This is a genomic window from Leptolyngbya sp. 'hensonii' (assembly GCF_001939115.1).
In the GTDB taxonomy this organism is placed as follows: Bacteria; Cyanobacteriota; Cyanobacteriia.
Window position 1 is genome coordinate 130,601 of record NZ_MQTZ01000045.1, and the last position, 22,591, is coordinate 153,191.

General features: G+C 49.6%; 16 protein-coding genes. 1 reads left to right on the forward strand and 15 read right to left on the reverse strand.

Annotated features, from left to right (window positions below; all coding sequences use genetic code 11):
• Positions 1 to 55 precede the first annotated feature (55 nt).
• The 10 genes from feoB to BST81_RS18630 form a co-directional block, all read right to left on the reverse strand.
• On the reverse strand, positions 56 to 2,407 hold the full coding sequence (gene feoB, locus BST81_RS18575) for a Fe(2+) transporter permease subunit FeoB (protein WP_075599997.1): 2,352 nt from the start codon (positions 2,405 to 2,407) through the stop codon (positions 56 to 58).
• The gene (locus BST81_RS18580; RefSeq protein ID WP_253188375.1) at positions 2,404 to 3,078 is read right to left on the reverse strand and encodes a FeoA family protein; all 675 of its coding nucleotides are present in this window, start codon (positions 3,076 to 3,078) and stop codon (positions 2,404 to 2,406) included. Before BST81_RS18580 ends, feoB begins: the two co-directional genes overlap by 4 nt.
• A 474-nt stretch (positions 3,079 to 3,552) precedes the next feature.
• Positions 3,553 to 4,047 carry a Crp/Fnr family transcriptional regulator gene (locus BST81_RS18585; protein ID WP_216351391.1) on the reverse strand — a complete coding sequence of 165 codons (495 nt, stop codon included), beginning with the start codon at positions 4,045 to 4,047 and terminating at the stop codon, positions 3,553 to 3,555.
• Between the two features lie 929 nt (positions 4,048 to 4,976).
• Positions 4,977 to 5,690, reverse strand: a complete 714-nt coding sequence (locus tag BST81_RS18595) for a phycobilisome rod-core linker polypeptide (protein ID WP_075600001.1) — start codon at positions 5,688 to 5,690, stop codon at positions 4,977 to 4,979.
• Positions 5,691 to 5,777: 87 nt separating this feature from the next.
• Positions 5,778 to 7,349 (reverse strand): chlorophyll a/b binding light-harvesting protein, encoded by a 1,572-nt coding sequence (locus BST81_RS29285; RefSeq protein WP_083636945.1) that lies wholly within the window; start codon positions 7,347 to 7,349, stop codon positions 5,778 to 5,780.
• Position 7,350: 1 nt separating this feature from the next.
• On the reverse strand, positions 7,351 to 8,382 hold the full coding sequence (locus BST81_RS18605) for a chlorophyll a/b binding light-harvesting protein (RefSeq protein ID WP_075600002.1): 1,032 nt from the start codon (positions 8,380 to 8,382) through the stop codon (positions 7,351 to 7,353).
• 66 nt (positions 8,383 to 8,448) lie between these two features.
• On the reverse strand, positions 8,449 to 9,537 hold the full coding sequence (locus BST81_RS18610) for a chlorophyll a/b binding light-harvesting protein (protein WP_075600003.1): 1,089 nt from the start codon (positions 9,535 to 9,537) through the stop codon (positions 8,449 to 8,451).
• A 12-nt stretch (positions 9,538 to 9,549) separates the two neighbouring features.
• Complete coding sequence (gene fldA, locus BST81_RS18615) at positions 9,550 to 10,062, reverse strand: flavodoxin FldA (protein ID WP_075600004.1); 513 nt, start codon at positions 10,060 to 10,062, stop codon at positions 9,550 to 9,552.
• Positions 10,063 to 10,800: 738 nt separating this feature from the next.
• Positions 10,801 to 13,374: a TonB-dependent siderophore receptor gene (locus tag BST81_RS18625; protein ID WP_171974799.1), complete on the reverse strand. Its 2,574-nt coding sequence runs from the start codon at positions 13,372 to 13,374 to the stop codon at positions 10,801 to 10,803.
• A gap of 101 nt (positions 13,375 to 13,475) precedes the next feature.
• A complete protein-coding gene (locus BST81_RS18630) occupies positions 13,476 to 14,462 on the reverse strand; it encodes an AraC family transcriptional regulator (protein WP_075600007.1) in 987 nt (328 codons plus the stop codon).
• 75 nt (positions 14,463 to 14,537) lie between these two features.
• Between BST81_RS18630 and BST81_RS18635 the strand changes: the two genes are divergently transcribed.
• On the forward strand, positions 14,538 to 15,026 hold the full coding sequence (locus tag BST81_RS18635; protein WP_253188376.1) for a Uma2 family endonuclease: 489 nt from the start codon (positions 14,538 to 14,540) through the stop codon (positions 15,024 to 15,026).
• Positions 15,027 to 15,049: 23 nt separating this feature from the next.
• On the opposite strand, the gene BST81_RS18640 is transcribed toward BST81_RS18635, so the two are convergent.
• The 5 genes from BST81_RS18640 to BST81_RS18660 form a co-directional block, all read right to left on the reverse strand.
• On the reverse strand, positions 15,050 to 16,378 hold the full coding sequence (locus BST81_RS18640) for an MFS transporter (protein WP_075600009.1): 1,329 nt from the start codon (positions 16,376 to 16,378) through the stop codon (positions 15,050 to 15,052).
• Positions 16,379 to 16,384: 6 nt separating this feature from the next.
• Complete coding sequence (locus BST81_RS18645) at positions 16,385 to 17,389, reverse strand: sucrase ferredoxin (RefSeq protein ID WP_171974800.1); 1,005 nt, start codon at positions 17,387 to 17,389, stop codon at positions 16,385 to 16,387.
• Between the two features lie 27 nt (positions 17,390 to 17,416).
• Positions 17,417 to 18,487, reverse strand: a complete 1,071-nt coding sequence (locus BST81_RS18650; protein WP_075600010.1) for an iron-siderophore ABC transporter substrate-binding protein — start codon at positions 18,485 to 18,487, stop codon at positions 17,417 to 17,419.
• Between the two features lie 3 nt (positions 18,488 to 18,490).
• The gene (locus BST81_RS18655; RefSeq protein WP_253188377.1) at positions 18,491 to 20,974 is read right to left on the reverse strand and encodes a TonB-dependent siderophore receptor; all 2,484 of its coding nucleotides are present in this window, start codon (positions 20,972 to 20,974) and stop codon (positions 18,491 to 18,493) included.
• Between the two features lie 186 nt (positions 20,975 to 21,160).
• A complete protein-coding gene (locus tag BST81_RS18660) occupies positions 21,161 to 22,204 on the reverse strand; it encodes an AraC family transcriptional regulator (RefSeq protein ID WP_075600012.1) in 1,044 nt (347 codons plus the stop codon).
• Between the last annotated feature and the right edge of the window lie 387 nt (positions 22,205 to 22,591).

A 22,591-nucleotide genomic window follows, 5' to 3' on the forward strand; every position in this document is an offset into this window, starting at 1 on the left:
GGGGAGTGAGGAGTGGAAAATAGGGAGGGCACCATCTGTCTACCGATCCACCTTGTTATTGATTGGCCAACGCTCTTGGACGGTTGGAACTCTGGGGTGGCATGCGGTGGCGATCGCTGAACCATTTCAATCCGAGCAGGATGGCAACCATCACCAGGGCGAGACCGATCAACCAGGCGATCGTGCTACCAGGATGCTGATTGAAGGTCATGGACTGGTAGTAGAACACTGCTACCCAGTAGGCCAGCCCGGTGGTCCAGGCTCCGACAAAAGCTGTCCAGCCCAGATTGGTTTCACGATAGACTGCGGCAGTGGCAGAGACACAGGGGAAGTAGAGCAGCACGAAGAGCAGGAAGGCGATCGCGGCGGTGGTACTGCCAAATCGAGTCGCCATTTGCCCAAAAGTGGTGTAGCTAACTTCCTGCGCTGCCGCTGCCGCCTGTTGATCACCCGTATCGTTCAGAATGCTGAGACCGATCGGGTCAAGCACCTGATTGGTCAGATCTGCCAGATTCTTGGGAATGCTGGCGAAGGCTTCTCTAATGCCACCCCAAAAATCAAACGGTTCTGCTTCCTCACTGGTGCCGGATGCCTGTTCTGCCAGTTGGGTATAAAGAGAATCCATCGTACCGACCATGACTTCCTTGGCGAACACCCCGGTCATTAATCCCACCGTCGCGGGCCAGTTCTCTTGCTGAATTCCCATTGGTGTGAACACGGGGGTAATGGTGCGGCTGAAGGCACTTAGAATCGAATCCTGGCTATTCTGTTTACCAAAAGAACCATCGACCCCAACGGAGTTAATTAAGCCTAAAATCAACACCATCACGATAATCATGCGTCCAGCTTTGGTAATGAATGCCTTGAGCCGATCCCAGGCGCGAATCAGCACCCCTTTGATAGTGGGAATGTGGTACGGCGGTAATTCCATCACAAACGGGGCGGCCTCCCCCCGGAACAGGGTGCGTTTCATCACCAGGCCGGTAAAGACTGCTGCCAGGATGCCCAGAATGTAAAGTAAGAAAACGATGTTTTGTCCGTTAGTGGGGAAAAATGCGGCGCAAAAGAGCGCATACACCGGCAGACGGGCACCGCAAGACATAAACGGATTCATCAGGATGGTCATCAGGCGATCGCGCCGATTTTCCAGCGTCCGGGTTGCCATGATGCCCGGAATGTTGCAACCAAAGCCCACCATCATCGGGACAAAGGATTTGCCCGGAAGTCCAATAAACCGCATCAGCCGATCCATGACAAATGCAGCGCGGGCTAAATAGCCAGAATCCTCCAGGATGGAAAGGAAAATGAACAATAGACCAATTTGGGGAATAAAAGTGGACGTGGTTTGAATTCCGCCTCCGACGCCATCCGCCAACAGCCCAATCAACCATCCGGGAGCCTTAATTTGCTCTAATAAATGAGCTGTTCCACCTACGAAAATGGTACCAACGCCAATATCAAAAAAATCAATAAACGCACCACCTAAGTTAATAGCAACGAGAAACATGAGATACATCACCACCAAAAAGATGGGAATTCCCAGCCACCGGTTGAGCACCACCCGATCGATGCGATCGGATAGCGTTTGTTTCACCACGTTCGTGCGCTCAGTAACACCCTGGATGATGTGCCGAATCCAGGTGTAGCGGCTATCAGCAATCAGTAAATCGGTATCTTCTCCCAGGGTTTGATGAATGCGGTGCCGATGCTCGGCAATCTGTCGCAGAGTGGACTGTCCCAGCTCTGGCAAGTGGCGATCGTCGTATTGCAATAAATTCAATGCAAACCAGCGAACATGGGCACGATTGGCGATTGCCCCTGCTTCCAGAGATGGCATTAAATCGGTCAGCGCTTCCTCAATCACGGGAGGATAAGCCACATAAGTACTGGGAATGGTGGGGTGCGTCAAAGCCTGATGCACTGCTTCTTTTAACTGCGGCACCCCTTTGCCAGTATGGGCACAGAGGGGAATCACTGGACATCCCAATCGTTCAGACAATAACTGGGAATCGATGCGAATTTCCCGCTTTGCTGCCAGGTCCATCATGTTGAGGGCGATGATCATTGGCACACCGATCTCCAGAATCTGGGTCGTGAGATAGAGGTTCCGCTCCAGATTCGATGCATCCACGATGTTCACAATCACATTTGCCTCGCCAGACAGCAGATAATCCCGCGCCACCAGCTCATCCAGGCCAGTGCTGGTGTCTTCCGCATCCACAGAATAGACACCGGGCAAATCAACCACTGTCACGGGTTGACCATGGGCACGGTAGCCGCCTTCCTTCCGCTCAACCGTCACACCGGGCCAGTTCCCGACACGCTGGTTGGCTCCGGTTAAGGCATTGAACAGTGTGGTTTTGCCACAGTTGGGGTTGCCGACCAGTCCGATCGTTGCCTGCTTCATGACTCTCCTCCTGCGACAGGTGCGACAATCAGGGCATCAGCCTCATCTTTTCGCAGACTCAGGTGAAAGTCGCGCACCTCAATTTCTGTTGGGTCACCCAGGGGGGCATGGCGCGTCACCCGCAACTCCGTTCCAGGTGTTAGCCCCATTGCCAGTAGCTTGCGTTTATAGTCCCGTGCGGTCGGTTCATAGCCAATCACTCGTAACGTCGCACCGATGTTCGCATCTCGCAGTTTGACCATGGATAGGTCTGGGGTAGTTGCCATGGGTGTCATCCTTGTTTTGGAGGGAGTTGGAGGCTCATCTAGCGGTTGTGCTGCGGCCATCACCTGAATCCGTTGTGCCATTTCTGCGCCCAAGCCCAAGCGTTGGTCTTGCCATGCCACAATCACTGACCCCTTCGCGGTGCAACTAATCACCTCCAGGACGATATCCGGCATCAGACCCATGCCCATCAGTCGGCTGTTGGACTCCCCGCAGTTGAGGGAAATCACGCGAACGCGATCGCCTAAGTTCGTCGTAGATAGGGGAAAAACTCTGGCGTTGAGGGAATTCTCTGACCCATCTAGCGGCACATCTGCCTGACTCGGCAAGTCACTGACCCCATCGCTGACATAAACAAAGCCTTGCCAGCCAGAGGGTTGCTGATTAGCCGCTTGATGATTAACCAAATTCTCTCCACGATTCATGAATTTTTCCCTACGAGAGATAGAACTATCAAAAACTATTCTCAACTATACTACCTGAAATCTTGCAGCTTGCATCTCTCCATAACTTTAAAGTGATTAAGTTTCAATAAATTCTCTATCTCTTTACCGAGGCAGTTTAAGCTCCCAAAGTAGGGCTTCCCTATTGAGGAAGATTCAGCCGAAACCTTGATGAATACTGACTTGGCAACAGCTTCACCCTAAAGCAACGGAGCAGCCTTCAGGATTTGCCCCCCAGCCCCAGCAAGGATTTTAATGCGGTTTTTTAATGCAATATATTATCAATAGTTCTACTAAAATCACAATCCTGGCTAAACTTTTATCAATCCTTAAGAAAATAGGGAATGGATTGAAAATTTTCTAGCTTGATGGGGTTGCTCAACATCTAACGGGCGGATATTGAATTGGAAGGAAGACGGGGTGGCATGAGTACTGGGTTTACTGAGCGCTAGCTTCAACGCAAAGGATGAGGTTTCGTTGCCATCGCTCAATCTTCCCCTCTCGCTGCATCTGACCCAACAACCGAGTCACACTTACCCGCGTCGAACCAATCGTGTCTGCCAGATCCTGATGGGTTAGCCGCAACTCAAGCAATGTTCCAGAAATAACAGGTTTGCCAAACTGCTCTGAAAGCCACAGCAACAAATGAAAGAGGCGATCGGAGATCGAAGGCTGATGAATAATTTTCAGCAATTCCTCACTTTTCCAGGCGTGAACCAATAGTGCATGTTGTAAATAGCTGTTCTCTGGTGCAAACTCACTGATCTGTACTGTAGTCAGGCACTCCACCTGATACGGATTCATCCGAGATAAGGGATGCCCCACTACATCCCCTTTGCCCCAAAATCCTAAAGTGACAGTTCTACCTTCCGCATCCCAGGTGAGAGAGCGCACCACACCCGATTCAATCTTCCAGAGTGTATCGGATTTCAATGGCAAACTCTCTTTGGATTTGAATGTCGATTGGGAATACACAATACGAAGGTGAAAAGAATGGCTTGAGAGAAGTGATGGCACGGATTGCATAGAAATTCTCAAAAAATAAACTCACGGATTAAGGTTAGACGTTTCTTGGGCGCAGCCTTGATTGGCGATCGCACCTGTTGTTCAGAAGAGACAGGCTCATAATCTAAGCAGTCGATCGCCTCTTCAGATAATGCCTTACAAGGATGTACCGTACATTTTAGGCGATAGTCCCCCGTGTAAAATGCGCAATGGCTACAGGGAACTTGGTGCAATTGCCGCAATCGTGTGATGCCATCCCGTACCGCAAGACAAACTGCTAGAAAAAAACTAACTAATAGAATCCAAATTAGAATTGGACAGAGCAAAGTTATGGAGAAGTGAATCATGGGCGAAAAAAGAGAGCGCAGATTAAGGGCCAGCATTGACAGGAATATCTACGAGCATTCGATGAGCTAGCGAACGTTGGAACAATTTGCTCACGCACCTGTTGTGGATAGAAGTAGTGAAAAAAGTAACGTCCTCCTGGGCAAATCCAGAGGCGCGACACTGGATGCTGCTTCCAGTGTCGAAGCTGATTGGGATCAATCACCACATTATCGACGCTACTGCAGACCAGGAGGGGGACTTCAATTGAAATTGGTAATAATCTCATCAATCGCGCCAAACTATGGGGCGAAAGAGATTGATAGAGATCCTGTTCCAACAGCTTGATCAGCGTCTTGGTTATGTCTTTGGGAGGGCATCCCAGTAAGCCATATACCATCTGTCTCAAAATGGTTTGTTGATCGCAGGGCAACAGACATCGAACACTTCAGGATCAGATCTGGAATCTCGTTCCTGTACATACTGCATTGACTTTTAAACTCCAATTAAAAACCCAAAAGGCACATCCCTTGCTACTTAGGTGCAATTACGAAAATCAATGTTGCAACCAATAGTGCAACTGAAGCAGTGGGCACCAGGAATAGTACTTTCCGGTAAACCGATGCACTGTAATCGACTACTTTGGGACTGAATGAACGCCACTGCTCTGATTGCAGAAGCTGACTCAAATGATACTGGTCATAGCGCGCCATCTGGGCAAAGGGTATCTCTCCTTGCGATCGCTGCGGCAAAATTCTACGTCGCTGATAGGGAACTGTCTGATCACCAAACTGCTTGAGATATTCCTCCGTATTAAGCAAGGCATCAATAAATCCTTGTAGCCCTTTAGTAGCCAACAAAATTGACCAGGAAAGCGTTTCACGATTGTTATAAACCCGGCGACCCAGAATACGCTGAATGCACATTTCCACAAAGCGATAGTTGTTATTTGTGTCATAATTCAGCCGACGAAACGAATCAGACAGGACTAATCCACGTATAAAATCTCGCACAGTAATCTGACCAGCCCGCAATTGTGACTCTAATGCAATTTGACGATGATACAAAATGATTTGCTGCTCATTAAAGACTTGTCGATAGGCAGCCCAGATGATCTGATTCATTTCAGTCCCAGCAGGCAAGTTGTCTAGGGAATACAATCTGGGTTGCTCATCGCCGGGAATTTCAAAACTGTTAACGCGCTGATTTTGACTAGCCAGTGGATAACTCAAGAGGGGAATTGTCATGATGAAAAGCTCTGTAAAAAAGTAGTGTGGAGGGGAAGGGAGGGAGGGGGAATGGGGAGTATTTAGTTCCATCACCCCATTACTCCGCTACATGATTCCCGATCGCCCAATTTCTAGAAGAATGAAGATGGCGAAAAGAATTCCACCTAATCCACCAATTAGGAAACCAGAGGTAAATTGGCTCCAGTCTTTATAGGTTTGCAAATTAGCTGGTAATTCACCTACGGGTTTACGGCTACCCTGAAAACCAGCATTGCCATACAGGAACAGGCAGACACTCAAAATTACGACCAAACCGGATGCACCACCCCATCCTCCCCACAGGGCAATGTCAGTATCACGCAATGGACCGAGTTTAAGGAATGGACCCAGCAGAAGATAGCCATGTACCATGCCAATCTCTAGACCCCGCGTAATCGGCGATAGACCATGCCGATAAATCGGCAAATTTTTAATCCAACTGCGGGTGACATCACTACCATTGATCGGTGTGACTAAGTTGCCAATTTGGGGATTGTCTTGAGGGACTCGTACAATCCCTGCAAACAACGGTTCACTGCTGAACTGGGTATCTCCAAATCGTGCATTGGCACTAAACTTCATTTTGCTAAAGACAAAGCCTGCGGCGATCGCCCGTGCCCTCAGGGCGTGCCAGAAATGACCAGCCAGCAGCAAACTGGCAAAGATGACATGGAACAACATCAACCAAGTGCGTGGTGTGATCACCCCATCTACAGTTGTTGTGCCTGTGGGACCGTAGAACACTGAGGGATAGACGATATCGTTGATCCAAACAAAGTAAGCGGCAAAGAAGCCCATGTACGCTAACGCAGCTTGACTGTAAGAGAGATAAGCTTCCCCGGACCAGACAAATAAGCCTTTTGCCCATTTTGCTGGTTCAGTACAAATATGCCAGATCCCGCCGAGAATACATAGACTGCCAACCCAGATGTGGCCACCAACCACATCCTCCAGGTTGTTAACCGCTGCCATCCCCTTTAATGTCCAACCATTGGGGGCGATTCCCACCAAATAGCCAAAAATTGTCAGTGGATTCAGCGTGGGATTGGTAATGAGACGCACGCTAGAGATCGCCGGATCATACAAACCACCGATAAACACGGCTTTCAGCACGAGCAATAATGCACCCACCCCCAGCAGCACCAGATGAATGCCCAGAATGGAGGTCATTTTGCGACCATCTTCCCATTGATAGCCAAAACCCTTTTCATCCAACTTTTCGGGACCTAAGACAGCATGATAAATGCCACCTGCACCTAAAATTGCTGAACCAATCAGGTGAATCACACCGATCGCAAAGTAAGGATCGGGACTCATAATTTGCCCATTGGCTCCGACGCCGAAACCCAGACTTGCCAGATGGGGCAACAAAATTAAACCCTGACCATACATGGGCAAGTTGGGATTAAATCGTGAGAGTTCAAACAGCGTCATGGCCCCTGCCCACAGCACAATCAGCCCTGCATGGGCAATATGGGCACCCAGCAATTTCCCTGACAAATTGGCAAAGCGTAAATTACCTGCCCACCAGGAATAGGGATCAACCGAATCTTGGACATAGCGAGTTTCAGGGGTACTCCCCGGAAACTCCAACGAAGACACTGTCCGATTTGGGGATGGTATATCTGCGGTTGTCATGTTAGCTCACCTGCCCGCGTGGGGATGCAATCACTCGCCCTTCAACAAAGCTATAGCCTGCAGCTCGCAGGGCATGGAACAAGTGCCCCTGAAGGAAGAAAAAACCCAACCAGAAGTGGGCATTGGCTAACCAGACCCGCGAGGTTAACGTACCATCAACACTGGCAAACACTGGGAAGCGATCGAACTGAAGAATTAACGGGGAACCAAAAAATTCAGATGGAAAGACCGTCGTATTGATGGAAACAAACAACGTAGCAATGAATGCCATCAAACTGACTGCCCCAATGCTGTAGGACAGATAGGCTTCCCCGGACCAGACCAACAATTTTTTTGCCCACGGAAAGGGTTGGGTGCGAATGTGCCAAATGCCACCCAGAATGCACATCACACCCACCCAAATGTGACCCCCGACAACATCTTCCAGGTTATTCACACTGGCAATCCAAAACTTTCCTTGGGTGCCCAACAAATAGCTGAAGATCGGCACTGGATTTAAGGTTGGGTTGGTAATTAGCCGCACGTTGTGGATTGCTGGATCGTAAAGTCCACCCCAGGCGATCGCCTTTGCTACCAGCAATAGTGCTCCAGTTCCTAACAGCATCAGATGAATACCTAGGATTGTCGTCATCTGGCTGGCATCATCCCAGCGATAGCCAAAGAATGGAAACTTATCTTCCAGTTTGCGGGGTCCTTTTAACACATGAAACAGTCCACCTGCACCCAAAAAGGCAGAGCTAATCAAATGGAGGACTCCAATCACAAAGTAAGGATAGGTGTCTCTAATCATCCCATTTTGTCCTACACCCAAACCTAATCGCACCAGATTGGGGAGCAAAATCAGTCCTTGCTCAAACATCGGTTGAGCCGGATCAACGTTGGATAGTTCAATCAAGGTCATGGCTCCAACCCAAGCCACAATCAATCCGGCATGGGCAATATGGGCACCCAATAACCATCCAGACAAGTTAACCAGACGAGCATTTCCCGCCCGCCAGGGAATTTGTGCCATTGTATCTGTCGCGATCGCCATAGCGATTCTCTCCTTCGTTGAAATTCGTGTGATCAATCCAAGGTGCAGCAGGTGAGTATTCAATCCCTATTTAGAGGGTTTAATTTGCAAACTGGCAGGAACGGTAAGCATCACATCCTTCGCTATATAGTCAAAGAAGGTCACGAATTGTAGTCCTCGCGTTGCGGCACGAGCGCGATAAGCATGCCAAATATGCCCTACTAGGGCCAGAAATCCTAATCCTGCATGAACGCTGGCTAACGCAGCACGGGTGGACTGGGTGATAGCATCCACATCTCCATAAAAGACACTGGGGTAAGCAATGTCATTGACCGAGATAAAGCAAGCCACATTGAAGCCTGCGATCGCCAACGCACCCAGACTGTAGGAAAGATAAGCTTCTCCTGACCACACCAGGGCTTTCTTTGCCCAGTCCAAAGGCTGCGACACAATGTGGAAAATGCCACCTGCGATGCAGAGAACCCCTACCCAAACATGACCACCAATCACATCTTCCAGATTATTGACGCTTGCCATGCCAGTCATCGTCCAGCCGTTGGGGCTAAAGCCAAGCAAATAGCCAAAGATGCAGGCTGGATTGAGGTTAGGCTGGATCAGCCGAACTCGCTCCATCAGCGGATCATAAACGCCACCCCAATGGGTCGCCTTCAGAACCAGTAATAATGCCCCAACCCCTAGCAACACAAGATGAATTCCTAAAATCGTGGTCATCTTCTTGCCATCCTGCCAGTTGTAGCCAAACCCTTTTTCATCCAGGATTTCAGGTCCTAGAACTGCATGGTAAATTCCCCCAGCCCCTAACACGGCTGAACTGATTAAATGCAGCATGCCGATTAGGTAATAGGGATAGGTATCGATGACTTGCCCACCCGCACCGATACCCAATCCAAGCGTGGCTAAATGGGGCAGCAGAATCAAATTCTGCTCCTGCATGGGCAAGCCTGGATTAAATCGAGACAGTTCAAATAAGGTCATTGCCCCTGCCCACAACATCATCAATCCAGCATGGGCAATATGGGCACCCAATAGCCGTCCCGAAAGATTAATAAACTGGGCGTTACCTGCCAGTAATGGTGCCCCGGATTGTTGTGTGACTGCTTCAGAAGACCAACCCAGCGCTCGCAGCAGCGGCTTCCAGAAAATGGCATCATTCATGGTTCAATTCCTCTAAACCCCAAATTCTTGCTTCAACTGAGCCACCCAGACTTTGATGCGTGTATCGGTCAGGTCTGATTGATTGTCTTCGTCGATCGCCAGTCCCACAAACTTGCCGTTCTTCACCGCTTTCGATTCGCTGTGTTCATAGCCATTAGTCGGCCAATAACCCACTGTTGTGCCGCCCAGCGATGAAATTTTCTCCTCTAAAATGCCCATTGCATCTTGGAAATTATCGGCATAACCAATCTGATCACCTGCCCCAAAATACGCCACCTTCTTTCCGACAAAATCAATGGTATCCAACTCATCGTAGAAACCTTCCCAGTCGCTTTGCAATTCCCCAATATTCCATGTGGGACAACCAACAATCAGACACTCATACTGCTTAAAGTCATCTGCATCGACACCAGAGATATCGTATATCTCTACAACACTATCACCACCAAATTCTTTTTGAATGAACTCTGCAGCAGTTTGAGTGTTGCCTGTCTGAGTGCCATAAAACAGACCGATCTTTGCCATTTTTTCTCCCCAGATAATTCTATTGAATGTGTTGTGTGTTCTCTGATCTCCAGGAGATGAATTCACGCTTCAGCCAGTACCTTAACTTGCAAATTGTTCTGGTTGGAGTGGAATGTATATCCAAAACTGGCGATTGGGACTTAAGGAACAATTAACCTGCAATCTGCTTGGATTAATAGCTAGCAAAATAGGCATCGGTTGTCGGCAATCTGGGCAATACCAGTACAGCCCTTTTGAACCGATATGTTGCAGCAGTTTTCCAGAACAACAAGGACAATTCATGAGTAACAGCACAATCGTGAATTCAAGCAAACAGCCCAAAAGGTAATCAGGGCTGCCTGAGCCCCATGAGCGCCAATGAATAAGCCAGAATGACTGATGAAGCACGTGTTTCCTGCCCACCGGCATATTTGACTCATGGATGATTGTAAGTCTGCGTAGATGAAACCATAAGTGAAGACATCAATTTATTGAGATAGGTTCTCAATAAATACAAAGCTAGTTTAGAATCTTTCTCAATAATATAGGGTTAAGTTTTGTTAAAAAGTGCCCCAGGTAGCCCCTAGCAATCTCACGACTGTCGGCATCATATGCCAGCCCTTAGGCTAGGTCAGAGCAACACTTATCCATTGATTGGCAAATTTCTTCGTCAGATATTTATTAATAAATTTGCTCAATAAACTGTGGTCCGCAGCCGAGGCTGCGGACCACAGTTTGCCATAACCAGAATCCTGTAACTTAAAACTGAATCCCCACGGAGCCAATTACGGTTAAGGGTTCACCGGGTTCAATACCGCCATCATTGCCAGTTAATGCTCGAATATAGCTGGCATTAGAGAAGTTCCGAATATTAAGGGCAATGCGGTAGTTGTCCCGCCGATAAAAGATTCCGGCATTGCCAATGAAATAGCTGCCCACCCGGAAACTATTGGCCAGATCCCCAAAACGACTATCCGCATATTCCAGCCCAATACCAAAGCCCAGTCCTTGCAAATCTCCTTGCTGAATTTCATAAGTTGTCCATAAACTGGCCTTGTTGTGGGGAATACCAAAAAGTTGATTACCGATGAGGGTGGTATCTGTGTCATTTGTAACTCTGGCATCAATGTAAGCGTAGGAGGTGATCACCTTCCATCCGGGTAACAGTTCTCCAGAGATATCCAGTTCAACCCCCCGGCTATTTTGCTCCCCAACGGCGATCGAAAACAGGGGATTATTGGGATCGGCCACGCCCACATTTTTCTTCGTGATATCAAAGTAGGTTAGGGTTGCTAACAACTTCTGGTTCAATAGCTCGGTCTTCACGCCCACTTCAAAGCCCTCCCCCCTTTCTGGTTTTAAAATCCCGCCAGTGGCAGTGGTGGCGGTGCTGGGTTTGAAGGATTGAGAATAGTTAGCAAAGAGGGCCAGTTCTGGAACAGGCCGATACAACAATCCGACCCGTGGCGTCAGGGCATCATCCGTTTGCTGGGTCATCCCTCCTGGCGTAAAAGCGGTGGCCACATTGCTGGTTTTGCTACTGATGGTGTCGTAGCGAAAACCCGCCACCAGGATCAGGCTTTCCAGCAGATAAACCTGGTCCTGTAAGTAAAAGCCCAGGCGGTTCGCGGTCGTGAGCGTATTGCCAAACAGGACCAGGTCAGCCCGATTGGGTTTTGGAAATAAATCGTAATTGGGGTTAAAAATATCCAGAGGAGCCGGATTACCAAACAGGGTGAGAATGCTGGATTCACTCCAGTTCAGGTCAACGCCTGCGGTCAGGGTATGTCTGATGGAACCTGTAGAGAATTTACCGACCACACTGGTGAAGAAAGAGTAGGAACGGTCTTGACCATCTTGATCGGCAAAAAAGCGCAAGATGGTTGAGTTCTGGACGACTAAGGGGAGGGCGACCACACTGTAGTTATAGTCATAGCTGACATAGCGGAAACTATTCCGTAGTTTCCATTCCTCGTTGAAACGGTATTCGAGATTGTAGCCTGTACTCAAATAGTTGGTGGTGATGGAGTCATCCGGGTTATTGATGACAAATTCCCGTGAAACGGGTGCCACTCCGTTCCCGAATCGGGAAATGCCAAAATCAGCCGGACCCGTCTGGTTCAGGTATTCCAGGTTCAGGGATAAATCGGTACGATCGTCTACTTTCCATTGCAAGGCTGGGGCAATGGCGTATCGATTGGTGTCAGTGATAAAGTTACGGAAAGTGCGATCGGTCTGATAGAGTGCATTCAGGCGATATAACAGACGACCATCTGGGGTCAGGGGGCCAGTCAGATCAATTCGAGGCCGGATGAGCCTGCGACTGCCCACCTGAAGTTCAGCTTCGTATAAGGGCTGAGCCAGGGGCTTTTTAGAGGTCAGATTAATCACCCCACCCGGTTCAATTTCCCCATACAAAATGGAAGCAGGCCCTTTCAAGACTTCCACCCGATCGACATTCGCCAGTTCTGAAATCCCCTGAAAATTGCCATAAAGACGATACCCATCCCTGAGGGTGGGCACCGATCCAGCAAACTGGTTGCCAAAACCGCGAATACTGAAGGCAGCCTCCCGTCCACCGTTATTGCCTGCTGAAGAGATGCTACTGATGTTGGTCAGGGCATCTTCAAGGCGGATCACCTGCTGATCCTGCAGAACCTCCTTGGGAACAACCTGCACTGAAAAGGGCGTCTCCAGAACTGGGGTGTCGGTGCCCGTGCCCACGGAAGCGTTGGGGACGTTGTAGCCTGCAGGTCTGCTCCCGGTCACCACAATTTCCTGGTCAGTGCCCTCCTCTTCTGGATTCAGCACATAGGCAAAGCTGCCTGTTTTCAGGACCACTTCGGTCGTTGGGAGGATACCATTCCCCACCACTACCACCTGAATGGTCTCGATCGTCCTTTGCGTAATTTGCAGGGTGACAATATCGGTTGTCGGGTTTTCAGCCCGAAATTCCTGACCTCCCGGCAAGGTCAGAATCGCATTCGAAATATCGGCAATTAACTTGTTGCCCTCCGTGCGGAATTTCGTTGCATCAATTTGCAGAGGTTTGCCTTCAGCCGTCTCCAGGGTAATCTGCAAGCCTGCATCAGTACGATCGAGGCTCACCCGAGTAACTTTAACGGTGGCAGCTTCGATTTGGGCAATCCAATCCTTGACGGTAGTCGCTGGTTGCTGGCGCTGCTGCAGGGATATCGCACGATCGCGCAGGCGCACAATGGGTGGCTCAGGGGATGGGGTCTCACGCACTTGCCCACTCTCCTCCGCCTCAGACGGTAACACCCATCCCAAGGAACAAAGACCCGCCAGAATCAACCAAACCTGAGATCGCATGATCATCTCTGTAACCAATTAAGAATCTTTCTCAACAAATTACAAGGTAGGTAGGGGGAAAGAAAAGGAATTTTGTTCGCTGGCCGGAATCGTTTTGTTCGCTAGGCGGATTTTCTGCACTGGATCTGATAATCCTTGGGATTCATGCCAAATTTCTTCCGAAAGGCGATCGAGAAATAGCTCCGACTTTCAAACCCGATCGCAGTCGCGACTTCTGCCACCTTCAGCTCACCACTCGCAAGTAGCTGCCGTGCCTGTTCTAGGCGATAGTCATGTAAATAGCCAAACACAGTCGTGCCAAATACTTGTCGAAAACCACGCTTTAGGGCATTGTCATTTACCCCGACCAATCGGGCCAGTTCCATCAGGGAGGGAGGATGGTTGATCCGTTGTATTAAAATCTTTCGGGCTGCATGAATGCGATCGACCTCATCAAAGGGTAACGGCAGGGATGACAGACCCGATTTCTCCTGCTCCGTCATCAGCGCCAACAGTTCCAGAATTTTACTTTCCAGATACATCCGTTTGGTCAGTCCTTGGTAAGGGCAACCCAGTAATTGCCGTAAGGCAAGCTGCATCTCTGGTGTCACGACACCGTACCGATAAAAATATGACTCCTCTAAACTCCGGAACAGGTGGGCCAGATCCGGTGGTACCTCCCCCCCTGTCATGACCATCGACTCATAGATACAGGGTGCGACGTGGATCTCCACTCGGAGGATTTGCTGGGTTGCAGACTCTTCGTACAACCCTCCTGATGCTAACCCTGTGCCACAGAACCAGTTCATTCCTGACCTGACAGCTTCTATTCCCCGATAGCGGTTGCATCCCTGCAACAAAAACCCCATCTGGATCGGATGGTGATGTTCTGGGATCTGGCGGGTCAGATCCTGATGCAATCGATAATCCTCGATCGTCATATCAAACCCAGCCTGCCATTCAATTTTTCGATAAAAGCCGCGCCCCAACTCAGGCGGAATCCTAAATAGCCTGTCCAGAGGATCTGCAGGATCGATCAGTTGTGGGGCTGGATTTGTTTTCTGCCATAGGGCATCACAGGCTGATTCAGAAATCGTCAGCGGGGGCATAAGATCTGCAAAGTTAAAGCACTTATTGAAAGTATTTCTTAATTGATACCATGCTTTTACTGGCATTTGAACAGTTTGAGCCAGCCTATAAGTTCAGCCTATAATTTTGGACAGCGATGGCATTCCAGTCAGAACGATCCCTATGCTCCTCAACCAGATGCAGCCTTGTTTATTGGCGCATCATCAGGGGGGCCGGTTCGGTTAAGTAACGATGATTACATTGAGGGGGCACCGGAACTTCTGGCAGAAATTGCAGCGAGCAGTGCTGCGATTGACCTGGGGGACAAGAAGCGGGCCTATCGTCGCAATGGCGTCCAGGAATACCTGGTCTGGAGGGTCTACGATCGCCAGATTGACTGGTTCAGGCTACAGGATGGGGATTATGTATCGCTGCCTGTTGATGAACAGGGGATTATGCGAAGTCAAGTCTTTCCAGGATTGTGGCTGGCAGTGAGTGCCATGCTGTCAGGAGAGATGCAGGCAGTGCTGGCCGCTTTAAATCTGGGCCTGAGTTCTACTGAGTACCTTGTATTCAAGCAGAGGTTAGCAATACCGCAGTCATAGTTTGGGGCGTTGCCTTTGAGCATCTAGCGCGATCGGGGTTGTGCCTCAACCGCTTTGTAGTCTGGCATCAGCGCTTCAGCCGCTCGCAGTTGCCCTATGGTGAAACCACCTACCCCAATCAGCACGATGAAAATTGCCGCAATGACATAGAGTAGGGCAATGCCACTGCCACCGCCAACCCCCACCACAGGACTGAGCAGGCGGAAAACCCATGTACCTGATTGCATTGCAGGGGTGAAAATTCGATCGGCTAACAGGCCAGCGGCCAGACTGGCCAGGGATTCAATCACCAGACCAATCAAATAATCAGCCGCCAGAACTCGCCCTTGCAGGTCAGGCGCGATTTTGGCATACCAGATGGCCATGTAGGAACTAAAAATCAGGGGATTGTGTAGGGATACCCCAAACCGGGCGATCGCCCAGATTGCTGGGAATTGTCCAATCCCCAATAAGAGGTGACTGAACCCGGTGCCGATGAATCCCAGTAACAGGCCAAAGACCCGTCGCCGAAATCCGCTCCACAGGCTCAATCCGATCGCCCCAATCACCCCCCCGATCCCTGATGCTGCCACCACCATGCCTAGAATCTGACCATTTCCCCCTGTTCGCGCCAGAATAAGTGGCTGATACAAGGTTTCACCGATATTGTTGACGAAGGAAAAAGCAGATAGGGCGAATACCATGGCCAGCAAACTGGGGTGGGAAGCAATATAGCGAAATCCGAACGTGACATTCTGCCAAAGTTGTTGATCGGGTTTGGCAGACCCAGTTTCCTCTCCAGAGTCTTGCGACTGGGTTTTAGGGATGGACAATGCCAGCAGGGTCAGAATTGCAATTAAAAAGGTGGCCAGATCAATTAGCGTGATTCCCAACAGCCCAAAGTGGGGATATAGGATTCCAGCCAGAGCAGGAGCCAGAATTCCTGCTCCATAGTGGAGCATTGCACCCATGCTGATGGCGCGCGTGTGGTGTTGTTTGGGGACAATGGCTGGAATAATGACGGAATAGGTGAGGGATTGGATGTTTCCAAAACAGCCAATGATGGCAGCGATCAGGTAAATGTGCCAGATCTGGAGGATGTGAGCAGCCGCCAGAAGTCCGACAGAAAGAGTACAGCAAGCCGCACCACTGTCACTCAGAAGCAACAGCCGTTTGCGAGAAACCCGATCCACCAGCAGCCCAGAAAAGAGGGCGATCGCAATCTGGGGAAGTTGATAGAAGAAGAGAATCAGGGCGATCGCGGTTGCAGATTGGGTCTGTTGCCAGACCCACAGAGTCAGGGCAAAGTAGGTCATGCTACTCCCTACTGCAGAGGCCATTTGCCCCAACCAGAGAATGATAAAAGTTCCCATGGGAGATCAAGCAACCCGATCGCAACGACTGACTCGATACTGTTTCACCGCGATCGGGTCCTCTCCAGAATTCCAGACCGTTTCCACGGTACCGCAGGCTTCAACCCGGGCTTCATAGGCCCCAGTGACCGTACCATCAGGGGCAGCGAACTCCAATCGAAGCTCTGCCCAATCAGCATTCTCGGCTTCGTTATCTGGATCTTGGGCCAGGACTTGGCCAGATTTGGCGTAATTCAGCCATGGCCAACCTTCCTGCATCCAGATTTCACGCTCGACCATTTGCTCAAACCGGGTCAACCCAACCCAACCACGATAAAATTGCCGCAGCCCAGTTACGTCTTGATCGCGGTGTACCAGCACATCGAGGATTTCAGGTTCCAGATGGCCCCAGACGTGACCTGTAGGCAGATCCATCAGGGTTGGGGCAAATTGATGTCCACCGAAGTGGGAACAGCGCCAGACTCGTAGACGATCGGAGGCATACTGTTTACGGAGTCGCTCGTAAATCGGAGATCCAAACCGGGCGCAGGCAATGTCCACATTGCCATGGGTGCAAACCATGATATCGCGCAGGGGAGACCAGGGTTGTCGATCGGCCGCAAAGGCAGGCAGATGATCAGGGTTTTGCACCAGTCCAAAAGCCAGTTCTGCAAGTTGATGTTCCGAGACTAAGAATTCCTGGCGGTTAAACTCAGCAAAGGGTTGGCTGGGGCGCTGGTAACACATCACCCGATGCCGATTGGGGACTGAATAGGCCCGATCGGGTGCGATCGCCATGATCGCCACAGGAAGCTGTTGATCATGGATTTCGTGGAATAAATCGTGAATTTGCTTCAACACCGGATTCGCCAACAGACGTTCTTCAGTCCAGGGCTGAGAAATTTCCATGACCAGGAGGGTATCAAAGGGGTTGGCTGTTCCAATGGGATCCTCCCCATTGGCCCTGGAAACGACGGAGCAGTATCTGCAGTCGGCGATGTCATCTGGAGTAGTTATTTCGATGGAGGTCATGGGAATTAAATGAACTCAGGTGTTGATTTACTGTGAAGTCAGAAGTTGCTGTTTAAGTCTGTCGAGATAGAGATCAGTGCCAATGGGACCCGGTAACCCCAGACAAAGATAGGCCGGAATGAAATAGACTCGTCCAGCTTGACTGGCGTTCAGGGCCTGGGTAATCCCATTCCTGGCCCAGGCTTGCTTGAGAGGGTTCAGTTGATAGCTTTCAAAGCTATCTGTGTTTTGGAACTCCTTCAGATCGCTGAAATTATGACCCAACAAAACGATCAGGTCAGCATGATCAAGTTGAGGCAATGCTTCCAGAGAAATGGGCACAGGAACTGGCTGCTTAGGTCTGCGGAACCCAGCAGGGGCAATGAGCTGAAATCCTAAATCTTCCAGTAAGGTACTACAAAGACCATGGGAACTGTAGCCTAAATAAATCTCACGTAGTTGGGGGGAACTCAGTAAGAGCAGTTTGGGATATTTAGCCACAATGGGGGCAAATGCGTTGCGAGCCGTTGCAATTTTTTGCCTGGTTTCCAGCAGCAGTTGCTGAGCTTGTTCACTGCGATTGACAGCTTTAGCGATCGTCCTGAGATTGACATCTGGCTCGTCATACTTGAGCAACAGGGTGGGTGCAATTTTGGACAGGGTTTCATAATGAGCCAGATTGTTCGTTGCGGTGCCCAAAATTAAATCGGGTTTGACTTTGAGAATAGCCTCGATCGAAGGGTTATAAGCAATGCCCATGTTCACCAGAGGCTGGGAAATCTGATCCCCCAGATAGGGGATCTGCTGACTCGGGTCATTGTAGTCTCCTCGGTGGAATCCGATATGGTCAGCAAACCCCACGGGTTGAACCTTCAGGGCCAGCAATGTCTCCAACAGGTAAGGTCCGAGGATGGCGATCCGCTGTGGCTGGCCGCAGATCCTGGTCTTACCCATGACATGGGGAATAGTGCGACAGTCCGTGGGTTCTGATGATGAAATTGGGAGGGGACTATCCCGCCCTCGATCGACCTGGGCCTGACAGGAGACGATCGCCATGACCATCAGTAGCCCGAATACCAGAAATCGCAGTAGTCTGGCCAATCCCGCTCGCCTGATCATCGATCAAAACTCCACAGCCAAGGTACCAATCACATTGAAGGGGGCTCCTGGGGCATTGCCAAAGTTGCGACCATTAAAGCTGCTACTGGTGTAGTTCACATCAAACAGATTGTTAATATTCAACCCCAAACGCCAGCGATCGCGCTTATAGAATAGGGCCAGGTTTGTCAGCAAATAGTCACCCAATTCAAAAGAATTGGCTAGATCCCCAAAGCGGCTCCCCACATAATTGATGCCAAACCCGAAACCTAACCCCTGCAGTTCGCCCTGTTGAATTTCGTAGGTTGTCCAGAGGCCAGCACTATGGAAGGGCGCATTAAACAACCGATTCCCTACTGGAATATTGTTGTCTCGCGTGACTCTGGCATCCGTGTAGGCGTAACTGGCAATGATATTCCAACCGGGCAAAATCTCTCCAGCAACATCCAGCTCAACTCCCTGGCTCAGTTGCTCCCCGGTGGTGACAGAGAAGAATGGGTTGGTGGGGTCGGGGGTTGCCACATTTTGTTTAGCGATATCGAAATAGGCCAGGGTGAGAAACATTTTGCCATTCAAAAGTTCCGTTTTGGCACCAATTTCAAATCCCCTGGATTTTTCTGCTTCTAAAGGACTGCCAGCGGCAGTTCGGCCAAAATTGGGTTTGAAGGATTGCGCATAGTTAGTATAGAGGGACACTGTCTCTACAGGCTTATAAATCAAGCCAATCCGAGGACTCCAGACCTGATCGGATCGGTTCGTCTGATTGGGGTCATAATCTGGTGCGATCCGGAAATTGATGCTGTCATAACGCAAACTCCCTACCAGAATGAAGCTATCACTGAAGGCAACCTGATCCTGGAGGAACACCCCAATGCGATCGTACTCGGTATCAAAGGGAGCAAAAGGCTGGACAGCACTTAAGTCTGGTCGAGGAACTGTGCCATAGACCGGGTTAAAGATGTTCAAGATGAGCGGGGTAGTAAAGTCAACTCGGGTGAATTGTTCATCAAACCGATTGAAGTTCAAGTCAATTCCCGCCAGCAGAGTATGGCGAATCGAACCCGTCTCAAATTTGCCCACCACATTTGTTTGGATGGAGTAGTCATCAGAACGATATTCCCGGTCTGCGAAAAACAGAGTGACATCCCCTGTGGCCTGGTCTACAAAGAAGGGGAGGGCAGGAAATACGTTGTAGTTCTGGGTGACATAACGCAAGCCATGGTTCAAAGTCCAGTTACTGTTGATTTTATGCTTCAGGTCATAGCCCAAAGTGAGAGCACGGTTGTTTAAGAAATCCCCCCGATCCCCAATCACCCGGTTGCGGGGCACATTGGCCACCCGGTTGCCAAGGGCAGGTAGACCCAGATCGAAAGGATTTTTTTCATCGGTATACTCCAGCACGAGGGAGAGATTAGTCTGCTCACTAATATCCCAACTCAAAACAGGTGCAATAAAAAAGCGTTCCGTATTGACGGTGAAGTCTCGGAATCCAGTCTCACGCTGGTAGGCGAGATTCAAACGATAACGCAGCCCACGATCGTCCGTTAAAGGGCCAGAGATGTCGATACTAGGGCGAATTAGCCCAAAACTACCTGCCTGGAATTCAAGTTTGTAGAAGGGGTCTGCCAGGGGGCGCTTGGTCACCAAGTTGATAATACCGCCCGGATCATTTTGCCCATAAAGAACAGAAGAGGGACCCTTCAGGACTTCAATCCGTTCAATGTTGGCAGTTTCCTGAGTACCTAGATTATCAGTCACTCGGAACCCGTCCCGCAAAATAGCCCCAGCCGTAAAATTATCAGCAGTAAAGCCCCGAATAGTCAGACTGGTACTGGCTCCAAAGGGATTCAGTCGGCCTACAACATTACTGACATTCCGCAGGGCATCATCCACTCGAATAATCTGCTGGTCTCTAAAAATCTGTTGAGGTATGACCTGAATCGACTGGGGTGTATCGAGAATAGATGTATCAGTGCGGGTGGCTGTGGTGGCGTTGGGGACAACATAGCCTCGTTGTCTTTCCCCCGTCACCACAATTTCCTCATCCGGTTCGCCCGCTTCCGGGTTGAGACTATAGGCAAAGGAGCCGGTTTTCAGCACGACTTCCTGGGTGGGTAATGCCGTTTTGCCAGTGACCGTAATGCGAATGGTAGCAGCATCCAATTGCACCACACGGACAATAGCAACCTCATCAGTAGGATTATCGGCATTGAACGCCTGTCCATTGGGGAGGGCCAGGACCGTGCTAGAAATCTCCGCAATCAGGGTACTGCCCTCTGCCCGGAACTTTGTGGCATCGACAAGCAACACTTTATTGTCCTGGGTTTCCAGGATAATTTCCAGGCCACCCGTTTCAGTCGGGTTAAGGCGAATTTGAGTGATGGCTACCGTTACGGCATCAATTTGCGATCGCCATTCTTGGAGTGTCTTGGCAGGACGATTCCCATCTCGCCCATAGGAGATCGCATTTGATGGCTGAAGAGCCTGGGCCTGCACAGGCTGCGCCATCAGCATCAGGATGCTTGCTGGGGTCAACCAGAATAGAGGAATTGAATTGGGTTTCACAATGATGTTTTGAATCTTGAGCTAAGGTTGGTTCACAGGTGCCTAAGGCTATTGAAAAACTTTCTCGACTGTCTGGATCAAATCCTAGAGCGATCGCCAAGTTTTGTCTTATCCCAGCCGGACTTTCTGTTATCCCAGCCGGACTTTTTGGGTGGATCGTCCAGTCAGATAGGCGATCGGACTTTCCCCATACTTTTTCCGAAAAGCTTTGCTAAAGGAAGGCAGGCTACTATAGCCCACCCGGTGAGCTATCTCCGTTACACTCATGTCACCAGATTCCAACAATTGGCGGGATTGTTCCATCCGACAGTCATGTAAATACCCAAATACAGTTTTGCCAAAGAGTTGCAAGAAGCCTTGTTTGAGTTTGCGATCATTTAGCCCCACCTGTCGCGCCAGTTCCAAGAGAGAAGGGGGGTGGCTGATCTGTTGGATTAGAATAGCTTGTGCCTGGTGTAGACGATCAATATCATTCGATCGTAAGCGGATTGGGCAATCGGGTTTTGGAGAGAATTCTGTCCATTGAGCAAACTGCAAGGCCAATAACTCCAAGGCTTTTCCTTCCAAATACAGCTGTTGGATTAATCCCTGATAAGGGCAGGCCAAAATCTGTTGGAGAACCTGCACCATTGCAGGAGTCGTTTTGCCCAGTAATTGGTGAAAGGGCTGGATAGAATCTCTTTCAATCCATTGGTACAGCAGTTCGGGAAATAATCGATGATCCGAATGATCCGGTTTAAATTGCCTGAAGTAGTTGAGATCGGCATAGATCATAACGACTCGAATGGGTACCTGTGCTGGCCATTCCTCAACTTCGACTAGGTCAGGCAGATAGTAGAGATAGTTGTAGCCTGCCTTCTCCTGGTAATCGCTCTTGACCGTGGGAATATTCGCCGTACAAACCCTGGAGCAGCTGGAGAGAAAGAATTTTGAGGTTAAGGGGAAGGAACTTCCATGCTGTCGGATTAGGCGCAAATCCTCTCTCAATAAACAGTCCCGGATATCCAGAATGAGACCATTCCGCAGCAAGATGGTCTGCTCCCCTCCTACACCTAACTGTTGAGGAAGATTAAGCCAACTCCCGGTAGATGTTGCATGATAAATCGCCTCCCCTTGCAATTGGGCAATTTCGTAGAGTTCATACCAATCCATCTCACTCAGTACAATCGTCATTCCAGCTCAGGAGGCTCTTTTACCGCAGTTTCCAAATGCATAGACCCTGGAGACAGATCCCCAGCAAGGGAGAATGGAAGCCCTATCCCCTTCTTGATGCCCATGAAATTGACTGTCAATGCCACACACCCATGCGGTGCATGACCTAACACAACAATAGTTCAAACTATAAATCCAAATGAGATTAATTATCAAATAATTTGTCATAAATCAACTGTAAATGCTGAGAAATAGCGCTTTTACTAGATTCCAGGCGGGTCTATCTGCTCAATCCCTGTCATCAATCTCGATAATTACTTGCAAAGTATTCTCATTAGGCTCTATAGTTTCTCCAACATGATTAGAACGTGTTGCGGCGTTGCTGATTTTGGACAGGAAGCGGCTCAA